The organism is Winogradskyella sp. PC-19, assembly GCF_002163855.1.
Lineage (GTDB): Bacteria > Bacteroidota > Bacteroidia > Flavobacteriales > Flavobacteriaceae > Winogradskyella.
Genome location: NZ_CP019332.1, coordinates 831519 through 855716 on the forward strand (window position 1 = coordinate 831519; position 24198 = coordinate 855716).

The following is a 24198-nucleotide window of genomic DNA, read 5'->3' on the forward strand; positions in this document are numbered from 1 at the left end:
TTTCAAATTTACAATATATACTTTTTGCCTTTCACTTATCCCTTTTAACTTATGCCTTATTATCAATCTTCCAAAACCTCACGCATTGCCTTGGCTTTAATCAAGCACTCTTCATATTCTCTTAGCGGATTGCTTTTGGCTGTAATCGCACTACCTACAGAGTATGATACATATTTTTGAGATTGATTATACAAAATACTTCTGATGATGACATTAAAATCAAAATTACCTTCTGGTGTGAAATAACCAACTGACCCAGAATATAATCCGCGTTTTGTCTCTTCTAAGTTTTCGATAATTTGCATTGCCGAAATCTTTGGTGCGCCTGTCATACTTCCCATTGGGAATGTAGTTCTTAATAATTCAGCTGGACTTACATTTTCTTTTGCTTCAGAAACCACAGTAGAAATCATTTGATGCACCTGTAAAAAGGAATACACTTTGCAGAGTTCCTCTACCTTAACACTTCCTTTTGTTGCCGTATGCGACAAGTCATTTCGAACCAAATCTACAATCATTATGTTTTCACTACGCTCTTTTTCATCTGTGGCTAATGCCTTAGCTAATTGCTCATCTTCTATCTTATCTATTGAACGCTTTGCTGTTCCCTTTATGGGTTGAGAGATAACATTATTACCTTCTTTTTTTAGATACCTTTCTGGAGAAGCCGATAACAAATATTTAGTATCCGTTTTTAAAAAAGTAGCAAATGGTGGCTTTGAAATATCGTTGAGTTTATTAAAAGTTTCTAAAGGTTGAATCTCTATATTTTCAGCATAAAACTCTTGACAAAAATTAGCTTCGTAAATATCACCACGATTAATGTGCGCTAACATTTGCTCAACTTTATTGAAATATTCGTCCTTGTGAATACGAAGTTTTATTTTTATTTGCTTTGAACTCGGATAGTTCTCGACTGCGCTCGAACGGACAGTGCTTCCAATCTGTTCTAAATCTCCTTCAATTTCGTCATCGACCATTCTTAGGTACTGAATTTCAACTTTATCCTCTTTTATAAGGAATAGTTTTTTTGGCTGAAAGAAATACAAATCTGGAAACTGCAAGCCATCAAAATTATTAGACTGTAAAAGCTCAACATCATTCTTTAAGTCATATGTCAGATAACCAAATAACCAATCATTGGTAATAGATTGGTATTCATTTAATTTTTCAAAAGCACCTTTGTAATCAGTCTTTATAGACGTAAAAGCGTCTACTGCCAAAACCCCATCATAACTACTGTATTTTGGGTTATGGTTATTAGAATCTAACCAAACAACATCATCGTATTGTTGTGCCCAAAACAATAACTGATGCTTAAAGTTTTTAATAGATTTCGGCTGGTGATATTTGTGTGTTCTCAATAGAAAATTAATTAGTGCAAAATACCAAAATTTGGTCATCATACGAAACCTTAACTATCCTTAGTCTACTAATTATGAAACCCTATCTTTGTGCCATAAATTAAGATTGTGAATTTTAGAGATTTAAATTTAAACACACCGCTATATAACGCTATTGATGACTTAGGTTTTGAAACACCTACGCCAATTCAGGCAGAATCATTTAATGTTGTAGCTTCTGGTAAAGATGTTGTTGGTATTGCACAAACTGGTACTGGTAAAACCTTTGCGTACATGTTGCCGATTTTAAAAAATCTAAAATATTCTACTCAAGAGAATCCAAGAGTCTTAGTTTTAGTGCCTACACGTGAGTTAGTTGTACAGGTTGTAAGCGAAATAGAAAAGCTTTCTAAGTATATTAATAACCGCGTACTTGGTGTCTATGGTGGTACTAATATCAATACGCAAAAACAAGCTGTAGCACAAGGTTTAGATATCATTGTGGCAACGCCAGGTCGCTTATATGATTTGGCAGTAAGTCGTGTATTACAATTAAAATCAATACAGAAATTAGTTATTGATGAAGTTGATGTGATGCTCGATTTGGGTTTTAGACATCAATTGATGAATATTTTTGATATTCTACCAGCAAGACGGCAAAACATTATGTTTTCGGCGACTATGACAACAGATGTCGATGAGTTAATCACAGATTTCTTTATTAACCCGACTAAAATATCTATAGCCGTTTCTGGTACACCATTAGAAAACATTACGCAGCAACGCTATGATGTGCCTAATTTTTACACCAAAGTTAATCTTCTTGAAGAATTGCTTCATGATAAAGATACTTACTCAAGAGTTTTAATCTTTGTGGCTTACAAACGAATGGCAGACCGTTTATTTGATAAGCTTGAAGAATTATTCCCTTCAGAAACTTGTGTGATTCACTCTAATAAAACTCAGAATTATAGATTACGTAGTATTGAGCAATTTAGAGAAGGTGAAAACAGGTTACTTGTTGCTACAGATGTCATGGCACGTGGTTTAGATATTGATGATGTCTCTCACGTTATCAATTTTGATACGCCAGATTATCCAGAAAATTACATGCACCGTATTGGTCGTACTGGTCGTGCAGAACGTAAAGGACAATCCATTTTATTATCTACAGAAAAAGAACAAGAGTCAAGAGAACGTATCGAAGCGTTAATGCAAATGCAAATTGATACTCATGAAATCCCTGAATCTGTTGAGATTTCTAAAGAGCTGATTGAAGAAGAACGCAATGTCATAAAAGAACGCTACAACCCTACAAAGCGTAGAGATGAAGATGCACCTGGACCAGCGTTTCACGAAAAAAGCGAGAAAAATCAAAAAGTAAATCTTGGTGGTAGTTACCGAAGAGAAATTGCGAAAAAATACAAAAAACCAAAAACTCGTGGCGACAAAAACTACAATAAGCGTAATAAAAAACGTAAGTAATTCGAGGTTTTAGCGCTGTTTCAAATCGTCTTCGATATCACTTAAATGGTTATTTAATGCCTTTGCAGAGATTTGTATTTCCCAAATCAAAAAGGCTAATGATACCAGAAGAAGTACCAATCCTAAACCAAATACATATACAGCAAGCACATGGTAATCGATGTAAATCAAAAACATGGTCAGTACACAAAGTAATAAACTCGTGATGCCAGAGATTTGCATGTAACGTGTTAAATCTAAACGTAACTTTAGGTTTTTGATTTGTTTGATTAATGACGCTTCTTTGCGTTTTAAATATTCGTCTCTTAGATTTCTAATCACCGATGCATAGGCCAAAAATCGATTGGTATACGCTAACATAATTAAGGAAATTGCCGAAAATAAAAGTGCTGGTGTTGTTAGTGTGAGTTCTTCCAAAAGCTGTTTTTTAATTACCTCTAAAGATAAAAAAAAGCGAACTAAAATGTTCGCTTTATAAAAATAAAATAACCAAAAACACTACTACTTTATTTTCTTAAACAATATAGGTTTATCATTTCCTTTAGTAAACTTCACTACTTCTATTCCTGGATAAAAATCTAATACGATACTTAAATTATCATATATAAACTGATGTTGCTTTGTCGCTCTTAACTCTTGTAAATTACTTTGCTCTGGAGCACCCATCAAAACAGTTCCATTAGCCTTGAATATCAATTTGTAAGGTACTTCCGAACTTGCATATTCGCCTTCATATATTTTTACTTGTTCTTCAGTTAATTGTAACTCTGTAAAAACTGGCATAATGATGGATTGACCATTAGTAACTCCTAAAACTGATAACATAATTTGCATTTTACTAAAACTTAATGCGTTTGCTGTAAGCGCAATAGTTACTTTCGTTTTTGGCACATGTATTAACATGGACTGAAATCCATCAATGCCACCTTCACTAGCATAAATATCTAGACCATCAAGATTAGCATAGAAGATTCCATGACACGTCTCTCCATCATTCGTCTTTTTCATCGCTTCAAAACTTGAATCAGACATCAGTTTACCAGTAAAAAGCGCGTCCATAAATTTGGTTAAATCTGAAGAGGTAGAAACAATTGCTCCTGCTCCACCTGGATTTGACATATCGGTTTCTAATTGCTTACTCCACTTTATATTTTCGATAGCATAAGAATGACTTTCATTATTTTCTGAATCAATTTTTCCACCAAAATAAGTATCCTTTAAGTCTATTTTACTTGTGATTCTTCGCTCTAAAGCTTGTGCATAGATATCTTTATCGATGCTTTCAATAATGTAACCAAGTAAAATATAATTTGTATTACTATATGCTGTTTTGTCACCAGGATTGAAATCTACATCGTAGGATTTTAATCTCTTTAACATATCAGCTCTTGATGATGACCCTAACATCCACTCTCCAAAATCTGAGGCGTTGGTGATATTAAACAATCCACTACTATGATTGAGTAAGTTTGCTATTGTAATCTTTGATGCATTAGGTATCTCATTAAAATATAGAGATAAAGGTGTATCTAATGTTAATCGTTTTTCATCTATAAGCTGAAAAATCATAACTGCTGTAAATGCTTTTGTGATAGAGCCAATTCTGAATTTTGTCTCATTAGTATTTTTTACATTGCTAGAAACATCTGCAAATCCAACGGCTTTATTGTAAAATTGATTTCCGTCTTTTGTAACAGAAATTGTTGCCATGAGCTTATTATTAGCTTCTAGCACATTCAAATAATCATCGATTTGTTTGGTGTCTTGTGCATTTAAGTTTACCGCATTGCAAAGCAACACGAAAAGGAAAAGTATCTTTTTCATAATTGTTTTAAGATTTATAAAGGGTTGATTATTTTACACCTAATGTATACCTATCAGTGTGCTAAATATGTACCAGTCTACATTTTAATTGTTGGGTCTTTCTGGAATATAAACCACATCTACTTCGATATCATTGCCATATTTTAATACCAACGAACATAACACTGAAACGTTTTTCCCATTGTGATTAGCTGGTTTCATAATTGGCATTTTTCTTAGTACACGCAAGATTTCTGCCTGAATGCTTACTTCTGCATCTCTAACTTTCATCCCAGTTCGGTTTCCGTTTTCGTCGATGATAAAAAAAGCTTCTACTTGCTTTTGTTCTGCAAGATTTAAATCTTTAGAGAGCTTTAAATTAAACTCTCGTTTTATAAATGTTGCCACTTTGGTATTAAAACATGCTTTTGTTTCTTCAGCAGATAGTTCCTCACAACCTTCATACACAGGCGCTATATCAACATCTTTTAATACCATTCTGTTATCTGGACTGTAATCGCCTAAACCGTCACTCTTTGATATAATGCTGCATAAACTTAATAGCGCCTGTTCTTCTTCTTCACTTATATTTCCTTGGACCATTACTTGTTGTTGAACAGCATTGATTTTATTTATCAATTCGCTTTCTGATATATTTGATGATGACTTTTGCTCGCAAGAAAAAACAAGTGCTATGACAAGTATTGAAGCTAGTTGCGTCTTTATAGTATTCATAGTAATGTATTGATTACTTGTTATCGCCTGAATTTAAACTCCATTTGTAAGCCAAAATTCCTATTCTAGCTATAACAAAAGAGAACAATCCAAATGTTATGGTCAATAAAGATACTTTTAGTCCCGCTGAAAAAAGGTCGGGTCTTGTTTCACCAAGAGCTTCTACCATATCAAATAGTCCAATGATTCCCAATAAAGAACCTAAACAACCAATTACTAAGGATAATAAGCTGGAGTCTACTGCCAAACCAATCATTTTTTTAGATTGCGTGTTGTCTTTAGCTTTACTCATAAAGGCTTTTAAAATAAAAAATAATGACAATAACAACAGTATTAAAATAATGTACATCATTGGTCCTCCTTCGTTTAATAATCTCATAATTAAGTTTTTTTATGTTAATAATACTCCAAACTTATGCTTAAACTTTATTTCAAAAAATTTTATGCGACTAACTACCAATTTTAAACTGGATTTAACTACAGCGTCAAAACGCAAACAAAATCTGTTATTCGTCTATAAAATAATAACACCCACAAAAAATAGATTATTATTGTAGCAATATCTTAAAATAGTGAGAATAAAAAATAAAATAACTAAACCTTTAATACGCGTACTGCGTCATATTTTGTTTTGGGTTTTTATAGTGTTTTTCTTCACCTCGATTTTTGGTGTTGGCAACACAATTGATATGAATGTGATTTATTTCTCATTATTTTTAATGCCAGTGACTATTGCTGCTACTTATATTTCTATTTATAAGTTATTACCCGATTATTTAATTACAAAACGCTACTTTTTATTTGGTCTATACAGTATATACACCTTAATCATCTTAGTGTTTAGCGCAGTGTTTTCAATCTTTTTTGCATTAGCATTTTTGACAGATTTTAAGTTTGAAAAAATGACTGTTTTAAGCAAGAGCAGTGTTTTTATAATTACTTGTATTTGCTTGGTAGTTATAGTTGTAAGTGCTTTTAAACTCTTAAAGTTGAATCTAAAGCAGTCGAATAAGAATACTAAACTCGAAGCCAAAATACTTGAAGCACAACTAAAATTAAAAGAACAAGAACTTAAGTATTTGAAGATGCAGATACATCCGCATTTTTTGTTTAACACCTTAAATACCATCTATGGATTTGCACTAAAAAAGTCTGAGCAAACTCCAGAAATGATTCTGAAACTTTCCAACTTGCTCGATTACTTATTATATCAAGTCGATAAACCATCTGTTAGTTTAGCCGAAGAGATTAACCATATTAAAGATTACATCAGTCTCGAAGAAACACGTTTTAATGACACTTTAGATATCAGCTTTAAAGAGTCTTCTTGTTCTGAAACATTAACTGTAGCACCAATGCTCTTCTTGCCGTTTATCGAAAACAGTTTTAAGCATGGTAAGATTATCGATGGTAAACTCTCTATTACTATTGCATTTGTATGTACTGCGAAAAGTATTGATTTTACCATTAGTAACTCGCACGAAAAGACATTATCAAAACCTCACGGTATTGGTTTAGAAAACATAAAAAAGCGTCTAGAGTTATTGTACAAAAACCAGTATGATTTAAAAATTACGGAAACAAAAAATAATTATAAGGTGCAACTTAAATTGGATTTAAAACATGGCTAAAATCGTTTCGTGCATCATAGTAGACGATGAAGCTATGGCAAGAGATATCATAGCCATGCATCTATCAAAGATGGAGCGCATTAACGTTGTGGCTAAATGTAGTAATGCGGTTGAAGCGTTTAATGCCATTAGCCAACATGATATCGATTTGGTGTTTTTGGACATTAACATGCCCGAAATTACAGGTATTGCCTTTGCCAAATCTATTAATAAAAGTATCAAAGTTATTTTTACAACAGCGTACCGTGATTATGCTGTCGAAGGTTTTGATTTACAAGCTGTAGATTATGTGATGAAGCCTATTTCTTTTGAGCGTTTGTCACAGGCTATTAACCGCTATTTTGAAATTGCTGAAACAAGTATACCACCAACGGCAGCAAAGCCTATAGAACTACAAGATTTTATCTTTGTTCGTGCCGACCGCCAAATGCAAAAAGTAGATTTTGATAGTATAATCTATATCGAAAGTTATAGCGACTACATTAAAATTTACTTAAAAGATACTTCGACTAAGCTCATTACAAGCAAAACGCTAGTTACCCGCGAAACGATAAGCAATATCGAAGCCAAACTCCCAAAGTCTCAATTTTTGAGGATACATCGCTCTTATATTGTTGCTATTAAAGAAATAACAGCTTTTACCAATGAGTTTGTTACTATTAGTGACAAAACCTTAACGATTAGTCGAAGTTATAAATCAGAAGCTTTAAAAGTATTGGAAAGGTTTTAGGAGTTACGCTTATCGGTTCTGGCTATGGTTTCGTTACGGAATGGTACGCGAGTATCATTCCGCCGTAACCATAAATTTAGCAAAAAGGCTTGAAATTCCGATTAGGAATTTCAGCCGTAATGAACTATAGCCGTTGTTGTACAATGTTTTTTTATTCTATTTTAAACGACTTGATTATGTTTTCAAGTTCGCATAATTCCTCTTTACCGTATTTGTTTTTTGAAACTGCAAGGTTCAAAGTGTAGAATAAATCATCTGTTGGATGTTCAACTGTTACATATAATCCAATTATTGGAATCGTATCGAATTTTTCTTCTACGAGATTCCAAATCGCCTTTTTTTCAAAAATGTCCGTTATTCCATTTTCAAGCACGTCATACTTGCTTTCAACATCCTTTTGTTGCTCCTCAAGATTCATCCAAGGTTTTGCTTTTCCCATTTCTGTAAGTCCGAAATATTTGAAAGCATTCCCATCAAAAATTCCAGCACTTATTCCATTATCAGTTATTTCTGGATTCCAGTCATTACTTGGTAATTTAATCGAATAACGATGTTCCATTCCGAACAAAGTAACATCACTATCTAAATTGATTTTTTCACATTCGCAGTTTTTTAGAAATTCCGATTTTTCAGAACAAGAAATCAGTAATAAAATTCCAAATATGAATAATGAGATTTTGTTTTTCATCAAATGTTGTACAACGTTAAGATAAACTCAGTTTCAATTGTGTTTATCGATTGATAAGCGAAGTTAGATTTTTGGTTTCATAAAGTCAATAGCTAAAGCAATTGACTTATAAACAGTTATAAACAAAAATCTACGTTTTGTAAGCGTCGTATTTAGCCAATTCTATCTCGACAATGGCTTCCCACTTTTCTTGTGTGTCTTTCTTTTCGCCCTTTTGGGTATCGGCATCATAACGCTCTTGAAATAGCTTGTATTCCTGGAAGGTAGATTCAAAAAGTGCTTTTGCTCTTGTAATGTCTTTGCTCGTTAGGTTATTATCAAACAATGTTTTGCGTAATTTTCTGGTAAAGATTTCTGTAATATCAAAGTGTATTTGCTCGTGGCGTAATACATAATCGTTCATATGTTCTGGTATACCCCAACTTTTAAAGGTATTAAACGTGTTATGCACAATAATTTCTGAGGCTTTAAAAGGATTAAAACTAGACTCAATACCAAAACCTGAGTTGGTTATTGCCAATGTGTTTGGATGCGCCTCTGTGTCTGGTGTGCCTTTAAAATCACTCCAAACTAATCGTCGTTTATCACTCCATTCTATTTTAGTCTCATACACTTTTGGGTCATCGACTTTATATATTTTTCCCCAAATCCTAAAACAACTACTCCACTTACTTGGTTGTTTCTCTTGGGTAATTTTAACCAAGTTTGCACCAGAGTTTCTTGCGACTTCCTTGAGGTTATTAATGTTTTGATAATACCCACAATTAACGGAAAAACCGTTGTCTTTGGCACTAACTTCACCAATTAATTGTCCTTCTATATCTTGATTATCTGTTTGCTCTAAGACCACTATCAATGTGCCTTTTGGCAAAGGCTCTAGCTTGGTTTCGATATTGCTTTTTAGTTTTGGTGCGCAAGCAAAAACTGAAAAAGCTAATGTTATAAGTATGTATTTTTTCATATTATTGATAGAGTACGTATCGTGGTGGATTGATGCCTTTTAATCTTAACGAAACCAACATCTGTCCTCGGTGATGGGTTATATGGTCTGATAGTAACATTAAAATCTGGCGTTTTGTTCTATTGGCACCAAAATAATCTAAGCGTTCTGATAGTTTATTTACATCATAACTCGAAATCAGCGCGATAGCCCTATCATAAGTATCATTAATAAGTTTTATCATTTGCGCCTTGGATTTACCTGCTGTTTTAAAAATGGTGTCGGTTTGCCAAACTCTAGCCGCACGACCACCTAACAACGATTGGCTGTGCCAATCCATAGCGTAACCTATATGCAGTAAATTTTCTGCAAAACTCATAGACTCTGGCGTTGCACGGAAATCGTAATTTTCTTCAAGCATCATATCAGCAACCAGCAAGGTGTATTTTTTGGAATTCTCTAAACGTTCTAAATACTCTTTTACATAAGTATCTTCTTTTTTCATTTCTTTTTCGGATGTACAACCAAAGCTTAAGATTGAAAGGACTAGAAGTATTGCTATATTTTTCATTACATAAAAGTATAAAAAAAGCGAATCTCAAGATTCGCTTTTTTTATAAATAATTAAAGTTCGGTTTTATTTACCAGAACCCATGTCATAAAGCACTTTAAGTATTTTACAAGACGTTTCTTTTCCTAAATACTCCATCAGATACTTGTGTGTATCACTAGTCAAATCATCCGTTTCTTTTTTTAATTCTTCGGTAATACCAGATGATTTGTCGCAATTATCAATTTTAGCTCCAAATGCTGGCTCTTGTATTTTTTGAAAAGAAGCCATATATGCCTGTTTTTCTTCATCAGTCATTTCAGATAATACATTTTGTATATGAGCAGGAAATTTCTCTTGACCGTTTTCTGCTAAATATATAAAAGACTCAAACATCTTTGGATGCAAATCAGTAATTACAGTATTAACACAGCCACAAATCACATTAGCATAATTATCAATGGCTTTCTTTTTCTTCTCAGTAATCTGTCCAAAAGATAAAAATGGTACTACGAGCAGTATTAAAAATAAATTTTTCATGGTTGTGTATTAAAGGTTTATATATGTAATGCTCTATCGTCAGTAGCAGCTAATGCGGCTTCTTTGATAGCTTCTGCAAATGTTGGATGTGCATGTGAGTAACGCGAAATATCTTCGGCAGATGCTCTAAACTCCATCGCAGTAACAGCCTCGGCAATTAAATCAGCACAACGTGCGCCAATCATATGCACACCTAATACTTCGTCAGTTGTTTTATCTGCTAAGATTTTCACAAAACCATCAATATCTCCAGAGGCTCTTGCACGACCTAAAGCTCTAAATGGAAACTGACCAACTTTATAAGCTATACCAGATTCTTTTAATTCTTCTTCTGTTTTACCAACAGCAGCCACTTCTGGCCATGTATAAACTACACCAGGAATTAAGTTATAATCGATATGAGGTTTTTGTCCTGCTAACGTTTCGGCTACAAATACACCTTCTTCTTCAGCTTTGTGAGCTAACATTGCGCCTTTAATAACATCGCCAATAGCATAAATGTTAGAGGCAGATGTTTGTAAATGTTCATTAACCTCAACTTGTCCTCTATCATTAATTTTTACGCCTGCAGCTTCAGCATTTAATCCATCTGTGTATGGACGACGACCAACAGATACTAAACAGTAATCACCTTTAAACTCTACAACTTCGCCTTTTTTGTTTTCTGCTTTAACAATAACTTCATCACCAATACGCTCAACAGATTGTACTTTGTGAGACATCTGCATTTTGCACTTGGCTTTCTTAAAGACTTTGTTAAGCTCTTTAGATAAACCTGCATCCATCGTTGGCAAAATACGGTCTTGATATTCAATTACTGTCACCTGACTACCTAGTCGGTAATATACTTGACCAAGCTCTAAACCAATAACGCCACCACCAATAACAATCATATGTTTTGGAATTTCTTTGAGCTTTAAAGCTTCGGTAGATGTAATGATGCGTTCTTTATCTAATTCTATAAATGGCAGGTTGCTTGGTTTACTTCCTGTTGCTATGATGATATTTTTACCTTCAATAGTTTCAGTAGAGCCATCGTTTTTAGCAATATTTACGTGAGTCGCATCTTTAAAAGACCCTAAACCTTCGTAAACCTCGATATTATTTTTCTTCATTAAGAAATCAATACCACCAGTTGTTTGGTCTACAACAGCTTGCTTACGACCAATCATTTTTTCAAGATTAACTTTTATATCACCCGGAATTTCAATGCCGTGATCCGCAAAATGCTTTGTTGCTTCTTCGTAATGGTGTGAAGAGCTTAAAAGTGCTTTACTAGGAATACAGCCTACATTAAGGCATGTACCACCAAGTGTTGAATATTTTTCGATTATTGCGGTTTTCATGCCTAATTGTGCACAACGAATTGCTGCAACATATCCACCAGGACCAGAACCTATAACTACGACATCGTATGAATTCATAAGAAGTTTTTTATCTAATTAAATGTAACTACAAAAATACAACTTAGAATAACCATTTGCGAATAGAATACTCCATTTTTTAAGATATTAAAAAATGAAAAATGCCTAAAAACAGCATATATGCAGTCTAGGCATTTTCTATATTTATTATAATTATCCCCCAATAATTATAATAAAAATTACTACGTAAAGATGAATTATAATTCAATCATTCACAATACTCAATTTGAGTAAATACATTAAATCATATTTTTATTAATCATAAGCATACCTACCAATTCTCCTGTTGAAGAAATATTAAGTTTTTTCAAAATATTTCTTCTGTGAGTATCTACAGTGTGGGAACTAATATTTAAACGATTTGATATTTGTTTACTGCTTAAATCTTGAACAAGTAAACGAATAACATCTCTTTCTCTATGACTTATTCCCGCTGATAATAATTTTTGCGAATAACTATTGAAGAATATAGTTTCATATTCGTCATTAGAATTAAGAATTTTTGCAGATGCCGAAATGTCCATCTTTATGTCCTCGTGTAAAACAGTATAATGTGCTAATCCTATAATTGGTTTTCCTGTTTTATCAAAAGCTAGAGGCGTTGTGTTTTGAATAATATTTACATATTTGTCTTCGGAATTTTTGAATCTATAATTCCAAGTATAATTTGCTTTACTTCTATCTTTAGAATTAATATTATTTAATGTAAACTCCATCAATTCGTTTAATGCTGCAAGCCATTTGTCCAAATCCTCTGGATGTATCCTACTCCAGAAATAACGCATGCCTTGGGTTTTTAAAATTTCAGATTCTAACCCTAAGCAAGATTTAAAATTTTTACTTACATACTCAAATGTTAGGCTTTGTGTATTTGTTATACAGAAAAATGTAGAACTGTATGGCAAATAAAAATCTAACTCAATGATTTTTTTTATATGCGCCTCAAGAGATGGTTTGTCATAAGACTTAAATATTAATTTATATAAATCCTTTACTTCTTTGTACTTCATAAATTACGTTGAATCAAAACTCTAATATAAATATAATTGAATAAAGAATACTCATTATATTAAAAGTCTCTAATGGAATGTTGCACAAAATCAATTTACTTTTTCGTTTCAATATCTCCTAAAACCCACTCTAATTCAGGATCAATACCATTAAGTCTATCTTGGTATGTTGGACTGATTTCTACATCTGGTTGTACACCATAACCATCTGGTGTGGTTTTATATTTAGAATCAATATGCATCAAGCCAATTCTTGCTTTTACCTTAGTGTTAGGTAATTCATAAACCTTATAAAATCCTGCAACTGTACCGTTATATGCGCCTCCAGTTTCTTCGCCCACAATAGTCGCTCTTTTACTGCCTTTTAGTTGTGTAGAGATTACAGAAGATGCCGAAAACGAATTACCATTAACTAAAACATAAACATTACCCTTAAAATTTAATGGACTTGGCTCTGTCTCTTTTGCAGATTTAAACTTGTAATACAGTTGCCCATCTTTTTTACTGGTATGAATAAGATTGTGCGTAATAATACCTGGTGATAATAGCCCAAACACAATTTTTTGTAAAGTAGAAGACGTATTACTCATAGCTGTTTTTAGCATTGGTATTCTACTATTTGTTTCGCTCAGGTTAATCAACTGAAAATTCTTGTCCGTGAGATAAGAATACAAATTAGTAATCTCATTTAGTCGCCCACCAAAATTATCTCTTAAATCGATTATTAGATTTTTTGATTTAGCCGAATCTATTTTTGTAAAAGCTTCTTCATAAAAAGCTTCGTAATCACCTCTACTAAAGCCTCTAATCTTCATTAAAGCTACAGTACTATCTTTTCCTATAAATTTTAAATCTCTATTATTAATCTTATTTAGATAGTCGTAGCCATACTTTTGACGTTCTTTAAATAGTTTTTTACGCTTTAGTTTTTTAGCTTTTTTCTCGGCTTTAGTAAGCTTCTTTTTTGGTTTGGCATTCTTTAGTGAATCAGATTTTAAAGAATCGACTTTTTTCTTTTCTTTTTTGACACGTTTGTATTTTTTGATAAAAGTTGAGTCAGAATTTTTTAGTGTTAATGAGATGCTATCAAATCGACCTATGTCCTGATTGTAATACCCAAAGAAACGTTTACCTACTACTCTATTATAGAATGTTATATTGTAACCATCTGATGCTACTGATTTTTTGAATTTTGTCATCAAGTCCTTAGTCTCTTTACCATCAACCTTTAAGATTATAGCATTAAGTAATAGTGAATCATTCCCTTTGGCTTTACTGATAATCAATTTGTCCTCGACATATTCAGTTTCTAGATTGTTGATATCAAACTTTTTTAACTTATTAGCTCTTTTCTCTTTTCGATTAAATTTTACTGAAGGTGGCGAGACTGACATATGGCCTTGACCAACAAACTTCGTAACCTTAGCTAGCTCTTTATGAAATTTTCGACTGGTCATTGGCGCTTTAATAGCAGTTTTTAAACTATCAAACTTAAAGTCTAAAGTTTCCTTTGGGGTAAACTGATATAATCTTGGGTGTAGGCGTTTTAATTGCTTGTATACCTTATCGACATCTTCTCGCAAATCCTCTACAGGATGCATCTTAGTTACCGCTTCGTTATAATTAGCAATACTTCCGCATGATGAAACAATAATTGTGAATCCGATTAACAGTAAAAATTTCTTCATATATAATTTTGAATTGATGAATTAAAAGTAAGTCTTTTTATTAAAGACGAAAAAAAAGTAGAAATGGTTGCCTTCTTAATAAAACTTATGCAGGAAAACCGAGCATTTCACCCATACCAACTGTATATAACCAACAGCCATAAAGTGTGTGTTCTATCAATACAAAAAGAGTAGACTTTGTTTTTGAATAGGTAAATGCAAATAACAAACCACCAATAAAAGTGATAAACATTACTAGAGTATTACCAAAAAATAAATGTCCTAATGAGAACAAACCTGCATTAATTAAAATGAATAAATTTTTGTTTTTAAAAAGTAGCTCGTAACGTTTAAAAAAGAATGTTCTGTAAACCAACTCTTGTGGAATCACAGAAACTAGTGTATAAACAGCTAAGAAAAACAACCAAACTTTTGTTTTTTCTATAACGACATAATATAATTTCTCAGGAGTTGTTACATATACATAGATTGATAACAATAGTGCTATTACTGAAAATTTAATAGCCGTACCAATAATAAACGGTCTCCATTTTGATTTTGATATTTTTGAGAACGAAAAATTATCAACCATAACAGTAATCAGAATAACATACAAAAATGCCAAAGCACCCAAAGTTATTTTAGTTTCCATTGGCCATTGTAATACCAGCGAAACAGGAAAAAGAACAAATAGCACAAAAAGCTCTAGTGCTCTATATCGTTTAGATTTAAACATCATAAAATAATCGCTGTACTATGTTTGACTTCGTTAATCATAAACATACTGTGAGTACTGCCAATATGATTAATATTGGTCAGTTTTTTGACCATAAACTCTCTGAATTCTTCCATATCTTCAACTATAACCTTGAGCAAGTAATCGTAATCACCACTAATATGATAACACTCTAATACTTCTTGCAATTTAGCAACTTCTCTTTCGAATTGCACTACGTATTCTTGCGTATGTTGTGTTAGTTTAACATGGCAAAACGCCACAAAACTCTTATCGACAAGTTCCTTATTTATCAAAGCTACATAATTGCTTATAAACCCTTGATTTTCTAACTTTTTTATACGTTCGTAAACAGCAGTGACAGATAACCCTAAAATGTTTGACAATGCTTTTGTGGTTTGCTTACAATCATCCTGAAGTAATTGCAGTAAACGTTTATCAGTAATATCTAAAACCATAAGCGTAAAATTTTCATCATTAATTAGCTTTATTCACATAAAATTAGATAAAAAATCTAAATATTTAATAATTATATGATTTATTTACTAAAATAACTTTACTCTATTGTTTTTGATTCTAAATATTATGAATTTTGAATTAAATAAAAATAATATATCATGGCTTTTAAACCTGCAAACAATATTCAAGATTTACAATATTTTGGTGAATTCGGAGGTGTAAATCCTTCGATTTCAGACTCATCGACTTACACGTTTTTATCAGCAAAAACAATGTTTGATACCTTTGAAGGTAATGCAGATGGTTGTTATTTATATTCTCGTCACTCGACACCTTCAAACTTATATCTAGGCGAAGCTCTAGCTGCAATGGAAGGCACAGAAACCGCGACTGTAACTGCATCAGGAATGGGAGCAATCACACCAGTTTTAATGCAATTATGTGGACAAGGAGAACATATCGTTAGTAGTCGTACAATCTATGGAGGCACCTATGCTTTCTTAAAGAATTTCACACCACGTATGGGTATCGATACATCGTTTGTAGATATTACAAAATTAGATGTTGTTGAAGCTGCCATAACCTCAAAAACTAGAGTGTTGTATTGCGAATCGGTAAGTAATCCGCTTTTGGAAGTTGCAGACATTAAAGGTTTGGCTAAACTTGCCAAAAAACACAACTTAAAATTAGTCGTTGATAATACGTTTTCACCATTATCAATTTCTCCAGCCGAATTGGGTGCAGATATAGTTATACATAGTTTAACCAAATTTATTAACGGCTCAAGCGATACTGTAGGTGGCGTTATTTGTGGGTCACAAGAATTTATTGACCAGCTACGAAATGTTAATGACGGTGCTTGTATGCTACTAGGTTCTACGATGGATAGCTTAAGAGCGGCTTCGGTTTTAAAGAACCTAAGAACACTTCATATCAGAATGCAACAACATAGCTATAATGCTTCGTATTTAGCAGAAAAATTTGAAAATGATGGTCTCAAGACTGTATATCCTGGACTTAAATCGCATCCGTCACATGGTTTATTTTCAGGAATGATGAATGATAAGTATGGCTTTGGAGGAATGCTAACAATAGATGTAGGATCTCTTGACAAAGCAAATGCTTTGATGGAACTTATGCAGGAAAGAAACCTAGGTTATTTGGCAGTAAGTTTAGGTTTTTACAAAACACTATTCTCAGCACCAGGAAGTTCAACTTCATCAGAAATTCCTGAAGAAGAACAAGCAGAAATGGGCTTAAGCGATGGATTAATACGTTTTTCTATTGGACTTGATGCTGATATAGAACGCACCTATAAAATGATGCATAAATGCATGAAAGATTTAAATATTCTTAATTAACATTAAATACCTTTTAATCGTCTAATCATCGGTCCTAAAACAGATTCAAACGTTGGATTGTCTTCCATCTCAGGTCTATTATTTTTCATATCCCAGCGGTTATTCTTTTTGTGAATTCTGAATGAAAATAGTGAAGAATTAACGTCATCAGGATTTAATAAAGCATATCTCAAATCTTTATAGATAAACTCACCAAAATCGTCTGCTTTTATAACACGATAATAGTCGTCGCTAAACCATGTCAATGTAGACAAATCAATATCATTCATTGGGATTATTGGAATTTCTTTAGGAATCACTTTCCAAGTGTCAATACGGTTTCCTTTATCCAAAAGGGAATAAAAACCAAGATGAAATGCATCGTCTGTCTCAGCGACACCATACCACAATAAGTTGTTTAATATTGTAGGCTGTGTTCTAAATCTTTGAAACTTTATGTTACTTTCGACTAGTGATTTTTCAAAAACTGAATTGATATAAAATTTATTTACAACTGTAAATAACATATATACTGAGCTTATTCCTACGCCGAGTTTTAGCCAAACTTTTCGTTTAGGCTTACTCCGTTTATAAAACATTAATATTATCAAACAGAGTAAAAAAGGCAATGTATATAGTGGGTCAGCAACAGCAATATTATTAAACGCTACACGATAATCTGAAAACGGATAAAATAATTGTGTGCCATAAGGTGTAAAACAATCTAAAATAGGATGTGTCAATAAGGACCAAAAGAATAGTTTTTGCCAATCACGAAGTTCTGTTGTGCTTTTACGCTTTCCTTTGTCATATAGTTTAAAGACCAACCAGCCGAAAATAAAGGTCCCTAAAATAGAAAATAGAATGGAGTGCATAAATCCACGATGGAACGCCATGGCTTGAATTTCGTTATCGTAAAGCCAACCACCTATAAAAACATCTAAATCTGGGATTGTACCACCAATAGCGCCAAACAATAATGCTTTATTTCCAATTTTCTTACCTAAAACAGCTTCGCCACAAGCAGCACCTAAAACAATTTGAGTTAATGAATCCAATTATAATTAAATTAATACAATGGTGGTGAAATTAATTATTAAAATGGATACTTCTAGATTAATGAACAATAGAATTTAATTTTTTCAGTGATTTTTACGATTTCAATTTTTAATTCTTGCTCAAAAGACTTCTTTTCCTCAAGTCTACAATCCTTATCTAGCAATTCTAAATTCACTGATATTGAAGACACATAATTAAGAGTCATTACCTTTTTGCAAAGCTCACTATTTGCCCTACGAAGTTCTTTTTTAGCTTCTAAAGAAGATATACTTCGCTTTCTGAATCTTTTAATTGCTGAACAAATTTTTGTGGATACCATAGCTAAATAATTATAACTAAAGTTCATATTCACCTAAAATATTGACAAACAGAAAGTTAAAATCAAATTAGTTTTGCCGATGAAATACTTATCTATTCGATAAAATAAATTATAATGGCTTAATTTGTTATAAGAGTAAGATTATTGTAAAATTACGTAATCAAACATATTCAAATGGAAGACGAAAACAATTACACAGAAATAAAAATAAAGAATCAAAAAATAATGGATAATAAAGAGCTTAGTCTGCTCGAAGCATTAGTTCCTGTTGTTATTCTGATGTGTATGTTGGCTTACAATATCTTTTTTGTTGATGGACAAGAGTGGTTTGGAGGATATACAAATCAAATCATTTTATTACTTGGTGGTGTCGTTGCTGCAGTTGTTGGGTTCTTAAATAAAGTGACCATTGGTAATATGATAGCTGAAATATGGGAGAATCTAAAAAGTGTATTTGTTCCAATTATGATTTTATTTTTGGTTGGTGCTTTAGCAGGAACTTGGTTAGTTAGTGGTGTAATTCCTGCTATGGTCTATTATGGACTACAAGTATTAAGTCCCGAAATTTTCTTACCTGCTTCAGTAATTATTGCAGCAGTTATTTCTATTGCTACTGGTAGTTCATGGACTACTTCCGCTACTGTTGGTATTGCATTAGTTGGTATTGGAACAGCACTAGGCATCTCTCCAGGTATGATTGCGGGCGCAGTTATTTCTGGTGCTTATTTTGGGGATAAAATGTCACCATTGAGTGATACAACAAATTTAGCTCCTGCAATGGCAGGTACTGATTTATTTACACACATCAGATACATGGCATTAACCACAGTTCCTACAATTATTATTACGCTTATTGTCTTTGGAATTATTAGTGCTAATATTGAACCAACTGGAAATGCTGACATTAGTAATTTGTTAGCTTCGATTGATAAAACTTTTAACATTACACCTTGGTTATTTTTAGTACCTGCTGCTGTAATTGCTTTAATTTTGATGAAGACTAAACCACTAATTGCATTAGCTACAGGTGTTATTTTGGCTGCTATTTTTGCTTTTATTTTTCAACCTGAAGTCTTAGCTGGATTATCTGATTCAAATTTGTCTGCAATAACGACTTCGGTATTAACAGACACAAGTATAACAACTGATAATGAAGCTTTAAACGAGTTGTTTTCTTCAGGTGGTATGAACGGTATGATTTGGACTATTCTATTAATAGTTTGCGCAATGGTTTTTGGTGGCATAATGGATGGTATTGGTGCCCTAGCGAGAATAACGAAAGCATTATTATCTATAGCTTCTAGTATTTTTGGTCTTTTTGCAAGTACAGTTGTTAGCTGTTTAGGGATAAATACTATTGCTTCTGACCAATACCTAGCAATCGTTATACCAGGAAAAATGTTTAAAAAAGCTTATGAAGATAAAGGTTTAGCTCCTGAAAATCTTAGTCGTACGCTAGAAGATTCTGGTACAGTCACCTCTGTATTAATCCCTTGGAATACTTGTGGCGCTTATCAAAGCGGTGTGCTCGGCGTAGGTGTAGGAGAATATTTTGTATATGCTATGTTTAACTGGTTGAGCCCATTTACAACATTACTATTTGCAGCTTTTAGAATAAAAATAAAAATGCTTCGAAAAGAAAAATATAATAAAAAAGCCGCTAATTAGCGGCTTTTTTATTTTAGTAAGGTTGCTATTTTTTGAAAACTCTTAACTTCTGCATAAAGAAGAGCAGTTTTACCTGTATTATCTTTTAAAGACTTATCGGCTCCTTTATTTAATAGAAACTTGACCATCTCTTCTTGCTGATACATCGTTGCAAAAATTAAAGGTGTAACATCTGCATTATTACGAGCATTAATATCAGCACCATTATTTAACAGTAATTCAGCAATAGCCATATTTCCTTTAAAACTTACACCAATCAAAGCTGTATTGCCTGACGCATCTTTAACATCAACCTCAGCATTATATTTCAAAAGAATTTCTGAAGCTTCTTTATTATCAAAATAAGTAGCAAATATCAATGGCGTAAAGCCTCTTGCATCTTTTGCGTTTACAATTTCAGGGTTATTTTCAATCTGAGCTACTAGCCTATCATTAAAACCTTTTCTTATAGTGTCAAAAAACAGTTCGGTTGCATTCATAATTCAAAATTTATAAAAAAAGGAATGCACTATCAAAGTACATTCCTCTTTTTTCATAATCCATTAACATTTATTTTAAATCGAAACGATCCAAGTTCATTACCTTGTTCCAAGCTGTAACAAAATCATTCACAAAACGCTCTTCTCCATCATTTGCACCATAAACTTCTGCAACTGCTCTAAGCTCTGTATTAGACCCGAAGATTAAATCTGCTCGCGTTCCTGTAAATTTAACTTCACCGGTTCTTCTATCTCTACCTTCAAATATTGTATCGTTATCAGAAGTTGCACTCCATGTGTAGGTAAAGTCTAAGATGTTTGTAAAGAAATCATTTGATAAACTACCAACATTATCAGTAAATACACCATAGTTAGAACCGTCAAAATTAACACCTAAAACTCTTAATCCACCAACTAAAGCTGTCATTTCAGGAATAGAAAGTGATAATAGATTTGCCTTGTCTACTAATAAATCTTCCGCAGCAACATCTAACTTTGGACTCATATAGTTTCTAAATCCATCAGCGATTGGCTCTAAATATCCAAAAGATTCTAAATCTGTTTGTTCTTGTGAAGCATCACCTCTACCCTGAGTAAATGGAACAGACACATCATGTCCAGCATTTCTAGCTGCTTCTTCAATACCAGCAACACCTCCTAATACAATTAAATCAGCCATTGAAATAGTTCCACTAAATTCGTTCTGTATGCCTTCATAGACTTTAAGAACTCTATCTAATTCAGATGGGTTATTAACTTCCCAATTACGCATTGGTTCTAAACGAAGGTGACCGCCATTGGCACCACCACGTTTATCTGAATCTCTATATGTCGACGCTGATGCCCAAGCTGTTTTTACCAAATCAGAAACTGATAATCCTGATGCTAAAATCATTTTCTTTAATGATGTGATATCAGAATCACTTAAATTATAATTTACTGTTGGAACTGGGTCTTGCCATAACAACTCTTCTTTAGGAACTTCTGGTCCTAAATAACGTTGAATTGGTCCCATGTCTCTGTGCGTTAACTTATACCAAGCTCGTGCAAATGCATCTTCAAACGCTTTGTGGTCTTTATGGAAACGTTCAGAAATTTCTCTGTATGTTGAATCCATTTTTAAAGCCATATCAGCTGTAGTCATCATCAAGGCTTGTGTTCCATTTCCTCCAGCTGCTGGTGCTCTTCGTGCATTAGAAGCAGCTGTTGGTGTCCATTGATGTGCACCTGCAGGGCTCTTTGTCAATTCCCAATCGTAATTCAATAAGACATCAAAATAATCTGCATCCCATTGTGTTGGGTTTGGTGTCCACGCGCCTTCTATTCCACTTGTAATAATATCATCTAAAACACCGGACTGAAATGTATTTTTCCAACCTGTACTCATTTCTTCAATCGATGCGCCATGAGGCTCAACACCAACATATTCTTCTGGGTCAGCAGCACCATGTGCTTTTCCGAATGTATGTCCACCAGCGACTAATGCAACAGTTTCTTCATCATTCATAGCCATGCGACCAAAAGTTATTTTAATATCATGAGCTGACTTAAGTGGGTCTGGCTCTCCGTTTGGTCCTTCAGGATTAACATAGATAAGTCCCATGTGCACTGCACCTAAATGTCCTTCTAAATCTCCATCGCTAGTATCATAACGCTCATCGTTATCTAACCAACCTGTTTCTGAACCCCAATAAATATCTTGTTCTGGTTCCCATACGTCTTCACGACCACCAGCGAAACCAAAAGTTGGGAAACCCATAGATTCCAAAGCAACATTTCCTGCTAAAATCATTAAATCTGCCCAAGAGATTTTATTTCCGTATTTCTTTTTTACTGGCCAAAGTAATAAACGTGCTTTATCTAGATTCCCATTATCTGGCCAACTATTTAAAGGCGCAAAACGATGTGTTCCACTTCCTGCACCACCACGACCATCTCCTACACGGTAAGTACCTGCACTGTGCCATGCCATACGAATCATAAATCCTCCATAATGACCATAATCAGCAGGCCACCAATCTTGAGAATCCGTCATTAAGTTCGTTAAGTCCTTTTTTAATTCGTCATAGTTAATACTATTAAAAGCTTTAGCATAATCAAAATCTTCACCCATTGGGTCATTTTTTGGTGCATTTTGACGAAGTATGTTTAATTTTAATTCGTTAGGCCACCAATCTCTATTTTGTGTTCCACCACCAGCAGATTTTTTTTGAGTTCCACTCAAAAAAGGGCAATTTGCCGCATCACTGCTATTGATGTTGTAATTTCCTTTGTTATCCATTGCTATTGTATAGTTTATATTATTTTCCGACTATAAAATTAGGAAATAATAGGAGCATGAAGCGTTAGTGATATATTAAATATTTATTTTTTCATAAGCGTTATCTATCATAGGCAAAATATCTATTACTACTTTTAATATTCACACTCTTTTTGTTTAACCTTTACTAGTCATTTAAACCCTGAATTAACTTTTGATTAAACACAAATGTTAAAGACTTGTACTGCATTGATTTGATTAGTATTTTTATAAATAAAAACGCTATGTTATTGAAAAAGACCAACATTGAGGAAAAACTACAGCGCTTAAAAAGAAAAGAAAATTCTGAATCTTTGATATTAGAGTCCGTAAAATCCATCTTGAAAAAAGATGATAATCATGACGAAAAAATAATTAAAACTCTAAACTCTGGTAAATCTTCTAATGATAATTCTTTTGAGTTTGATTTGTTAGAAACCAAAAACATATACCACATTGACCAAATTAAGCAGATTTGTATAGATTATCGTCTACGTTTTTTAGACACCAAGTACTTTAAAGGAAATTTACCATACGAAGCAGTGTCAAAAATTAAAGCTCTTGAGAAATCCCATAAAACTGATATTACGGGTTTTAAGATAGTAGCACCTTCAAAACTATTTAAGTTAGAAAATGCAGATGATCCATTACTATTTGCACCTATAGGTAATGGTTATTATTATCTCGTTCATAAATGGGGAAATGACCTTAACCCTTTTAGGCGTTTATTAATGTGGCCATACAAGAGTTTTGGAAATCTAATATTTACAACCTTATTAGTAAGCTTGTTAGCTACTGGTTTGGTTCCTGATGGTTTATTTTCAGATAAAATGACGTCTTCGCAAACAGGTATGATTTTCTTTTTTATGTTTAAATCTATTGCAGCTATTGTACTGTATTATGGGTTTGCCGCTGGAAAGAATTTTAATACTGCAATTTGGGATAGCAAGTATTTTAATGCCTAATAAATAGCAACAATTTTGTAACATACATTTAAATTTTGTAACTTATAGTTATAATCTTTAAATCGTTTAGTTATGGAAAATTCAGAATATGTAAAAGTTTACGGAGGCAACTTTATTTTAGCTAATCGTGTTATTGCTGAGCTACAATCAGTTGGTATTGTTCCTATTATTAAAGACGAGTCAGAATCTCAAAGACTGGCAGGCTATGCATCACTAGATGGTGGTCATCAGGATGTTGTTGTTAGAAGAGATGAGCTAGAAAAAGCTACGGAAATTGTTAATCGTGTAAAAGCTGAAATGGAAGCTTAAGACATAAAAAAGTAAAACA

At 33.1% G+C, this 24198-nt stretch carries 24 protein-coding genes; 7 read left to right on the forward strand and 17 right to left on the reverse strand.

Annotated features, from left to right (window positions below; translation table 11 throughout):
• Window positions 1-62 precede the first annotated feature (62 nt).
• Complete coding sequence (locus tag BTO05_RS03835; protein ID WP_232459771.1) at window positions 63-1364, reverse strand: anthranilate synthase component I family protein; 1302 nt, start codon at window positions 1362-1364, stop codon at window positions 63-65.
• A gap of 108 nt (window positions 1365-1472) precedes the next feature.
• On the opposite strand from BTO05_RS03835, the gene BTO05_RS03840 reads away from it, so the two are divergent.
• Entirely contained in the window at window positions 1473-2828 is a 1356-nt protein-coding gene (locus tag BTO05_RS03840; RefSeq protein ID WP_087491390.1) for a DEAD/DEAH box helicase, read from the forward strand.
• Between the two features lie 9 nt (window positions 2829-2837).
• Here the strand turns inward: BTO05_RS03840 and BTO05_RS03845 are convergent, their stop codons facing one another.
• The 4 genes from BTO05_RS03845 to BTO05_RS03860 form a co-directional block, all read right to left on the reverse strand.
• Window positions 2838-3245: a DUF2721 domain-containing protein gene (locus BTO05_RS03845; RefSeq protein WP_087491391.1), complete on the reverse strand. Its 408-nt coding sequence runs from the start codon at window positions 3243-3245 to the stop codon at window positions 2838-2840.
• 84 nt (window positions 3246-3329) lie between these two features.
• Window positions 3330-4652 carry a serine hydrolase domain-containing protein gene (locus BTO05_RS03850; RefSeq protein ID WP_087491392.1) on the reverse strand — a complete coding sequence of 441 codons (1323 nt, stop codon included), beginning with the start codon at window positions 4650-4652 and terminating at the stop codon, window positions 3330-3332.
• Between the two features lie 84 nt (window positions 4653-4736).
• Window positions 4737-5366, reverse strand: coding sequence for a hypothetical protein (locus tag BTO05_RS03855; RefSeq protein WP_087491393.1), 630 nt, complete (start codon window positions 5364-5366; stop codon window positions 4737-4739).
• A gap of 13 nt (window positions 5367-5379) precedes the next feature.
• Window positions 5380-5745: a hypothetical protein gene (locus tag BTO05_RS03860; protein ID WP_087491394.1), complete on the reverse strand. Its 366-nt coding sequence runs from the start codon at window positions 5743-5745 to the stop codon at window positions 5380-5382.
• A 310-nt stretch (window positions 5746-6055) separates the two neighbouring features.
• On the opposite strand from BTO05_RS03860, the gene BTO05_RS03865 reads away from it, so the two are divergent.
• Both BTO05_RS03865 and BTO05_RS03870 read left to right on the forward strand, forming a co-directional pair.
• Entirely contained in the window at window positions 6056-6997 is a 942-nt protein-coding gene (locus tag BTO05_RS03865; RefSeq protein WP_232459772.1) for a sensor histidine kinase, read from the forward strand.
• Entirely contained in the window at window positions 6990-7727 is a 738-nt protein-coding gene (locus tag BTO05_RS03870; protein ID WP_087491395.1) for a LytR/AlgR family response regulator transcription factor, read from the forward strand. The genes BTO05_RS03865 and BTO05_RS03870 overlap by 8 nt, the downstream gene beginning before the upstream one ends.
• A 151-nt stretch (window positions 7728-7878) precedes the next feature.
• Here the strand turns inward: BTO05_RS03870 and BTO05_RS03875 are convergent, their stop codons facing one another.
• From BTO05_RS03875 to BTO05_RS03915, 9 genes are all read right to left on the reverse strand, one after another.
• On the reverse strand, window positions 7879-8415 hold the full coding sequence (locus BTO05_RS03875) for a hypothetical protein (RefSeq protein ID WP_087491396.1): 537 nt from the start codon (window positions 8413-8415) through the stop codon (window positions 7879-7881).
• 130 nt (window positions 8416-8545) lie between these two features.
• The gene (locus BTO05_RS03880; protein WP_087491397.1) at window positions 8546-9376 is read right to left on the reverse strand and encodes a hypothetical protein; all 831 of its coding nucleotides are present in this window, start codon (window positions 9374-9376) and stop codon (window positions 8546-8548) included.
• Window position 9377: 1 nt separating this feature from the next.
• The gene (locus BTO05_RS03885; protein ID WP_087491398.1) at window positions 9378-9926 is read right to left on the reverse strand and encodes a DinB family protein; all 549 of its coding nucleotides are present in this window, start codon (window positions 9924-9926) and stop codon (window positions 9378-9380) included.
• Between the two features lie 66 nt (window positions 9927-9992).
• Window positions 9993-10445 carry a hypothetical protein gene (locus BTO05_RS03890; RefSeq protein ID WP_087491399.1) on the reverse strand — a complete coding sequence of 151 codons (453 nt, stop codon included), beginning with the start codon at window positions 10443-10445 and terminating at the stop codon, window positions 9993-9995.
• 17 nt (window positions 10446-10462) lie between these two features.
• On the reverse strand, window positions 10463-11869 hold the full coding sequence (gene lpdA / locus BTO05_RS03895) for a dihydrolipoyl dehydrogenase (RefSeq protein ID WP_087491400.1): 1407 nt from the start codon (window positions 11867-11869) through the stop codon (window positions 10463-10465).
• A 239-nt stretch (window positions 11870-12108) separates the two neighbouring features.
• The gene (locus BTO05_RS03900; RefSeq protein WP_087491401.1) at window positions 12109-12879 is read right to left on the reverse strand and encodes a LuxR C-terminal-related transcriptional regulator; all 771 of its coding nucleotides are present in this window, start codon (window positions 12877-12879) and stop codon (window positions 12109-12111) included.
• A 95-nt stretch (window positions 12880-12974) separates the two neighbouring features.
• The gene (locus tag BTO05_RS03905; RefSeq protein WP_087491402.1) at window positions 12975-14567 is read right to left on the reverse strand and encodes a S41 family peptidase; all 1593 of its coding nucleotides are present in this window, start codon (window positions 14565-14567) and stop codon (window positions 12975-12977) included.
• An 85-nt stretch (window positions 14568-14652) separates the two neighbouring features.
• Window positions 14653-15198: a CPBP family intramembrane glutamic endopeptidase gene (locus BTO05_RS03910; protein ID WP_232459773.1), complete on the reverse strand. Its 546-nt coding sequence runs from the start codon at window positions 15196-15198 to the stop codon at window positions 14653-14655.
• 83 nt (window positions 15199-15281) lie between these two features.
• Entirely contained in the window at window positions 15282-15740 is a 459-nt protein-coding gene (locus BTO05_RS03915; protein WP_087491404.1) for an Lrp/AsnC family transcriptional regulator, read from the reverse strand.
• A gap of 159 nt (window positions 15741-15899) precedes the next feature.
• Between BTO05_RS03915 and BTO05_RS03920 the strand changes: the two genes are divergently transcribed.
• Window positions 15900-17102 carry an aminotransferase class I/II-fold pyridoxal phosphate-dependent enzyme gene (locus BTO05_RS03920; protein WP_087491405.1) on the forward strand — a complete coding sequence of 401 codons (1203 nt, stop codon included), beginning with the start codon at window positions 15900-15902 and terminating at the stop codon, window positions 17100-17102.
• 2 nt (window positions 17103-17104) lie between these two features.
• On the opposite strand, the gene BTO05_RS03925 is transcribed toward BTO05_RS03920, so the two are convergent.
• A complete protein-coding gene (locus BTO05_RS03925; protein ID WP_087491406.1) occupies window positions 17105-18139 on the reverse strand; it encodes a metal-dependent hydrolase in 1035 nt (344 codons plus the stop codon).
• Between the two features lie 494 nt (window positions 18140-18633).
• Here BTO05_RS03925 and nhaC point away from each other — a divergent pair, with 494 nt between their 5' ends.
• Window positions 18634-20127, forward strand: coding sequence for a Na+/H+ antiporter NhaC (gene nhaC, locus BTO05_RS03935; RefSeq protein WP_087491408.1), 1494 nt, complete (start codon window positions 18634-18636; stop codon window positions 20125-20127).
• 8 nt (window positions 20128-20135) lie between these two features.
• Here nhaC and BTO05_RS03940 read toward each other — a convergent pair whose 3' ends face one another.
• Together BTO05_RS03940 and katG are read right to left on the reverse strand one after the other, a co-directional pair.
• Entirely contained in the window at window positions 20136-20606 is a 471-nt protein-coding gene (locus BTO05_RS03940) for an ankyrin repeat domain-containing protein (protein ID WP_087491409.1), read from the reverse strand.
• A gap of 70 nt (window positions 20607-20676) precedes the next feature.
• Window positions 20677-22887 carry a catalase/peroxidase HPI gene (katG, locus tag BTO05_RS03945; protein ID WP_087491410.1) on the reverse strand — a complete coding sequence of 737 codons (2211 nt, stop codon included), beginning with the start codon at window positions 22885-22887 and terminating at the stop codon, window positions 20677-20679.
• A gap of 263 nt (window positions 22888-23150) precedes the next feature.
• Here katG and BTO05_RS03950 point away from each other — a divergent pair, with 263 nt between their 5' ends.
• Window positions 23151-23870: a hypothetical protein gene (locus tag BTO05_RS03950; protein WP_087491411.1), complete on the forward strand. Its 720-nt coding sequence runs from the start codon at window positions 23151-23153 to the stop codon at window positions 23868-23870.
• A 72-nt stretch (window positions 23871-23942) separates the two neighbouring features.
• Complete coding sequence (locus tag BTO05_RS03955; RefSeq protein WP_087491412.1) at window positions 23943-24179, forward strand: putative signal transducing protein; 237 nt, start codon at window positions 23943-23945, stop codon at window positions 24177-24179.
• Window positions 24180-24198 lie beyond the last annotated feature (19 nt).